The following is a 376-nucleotide window of genomic DNA, read 5'->3' as shown; positions in this document are numbered from 1 at the left end:
ATATAAAGTTTACCGTGGCATGGGTTCACTTGGAGCAATGGAAAAGGGAAGCAAAGACCGTTATTTCCAAGAAAATAACCAAAAGCTTGTACCTGAAGGAATTGAGGGAAGAACGTCCTACAAAGGCCCTCTAGCTGACACTGTGCACCAATTAGTTGGTGGTATCAGGGCTGGCATGGGCTATTGCGGCACACCGACAATTGATGAGTTGCGGGAAAATAGTCAGTTCATCCGTATTACCGCTGCTGGTTTACGGGAAAGCCATCCTCATGATGTGCAAATCACCAAAGAAGCACCAAACTATACATTGTAAAAAATTCCACATTTTTTTACCGATAGATAGGGACTTCCCTATCTATTTTTTTTGGTGTCACCA

General features: G+C 43.1%; 1 protein-coding gene. It reads left to right on the top strand.

Features of this window, described 5'->3' with window-relative positions; all coding sequences use genetic code 11:
- Positions 1-313: IMP dehydrogenase (locus tag CHH91_RS18000; protein ID WP_176465851.1), on the top strand; the 313-nt coding region annotated here is incomplete at its 5' end.
- Positions 314-376 lie beyond the last annotated feature (63 nt).

It is taken from the genome of Virgibacillus sp. 7505 (assembly GCF_002272135.1).
GTDB lineage: Bacteria > Bacillota > Bacilli > Bacillales > Amphibacillaceae > Terribacillus.
The sequence above is the reverse complement of the archived record's forward strand: the minus strand, read 5'-3'. Positions and strand labels throughout refer to the sequence as shown.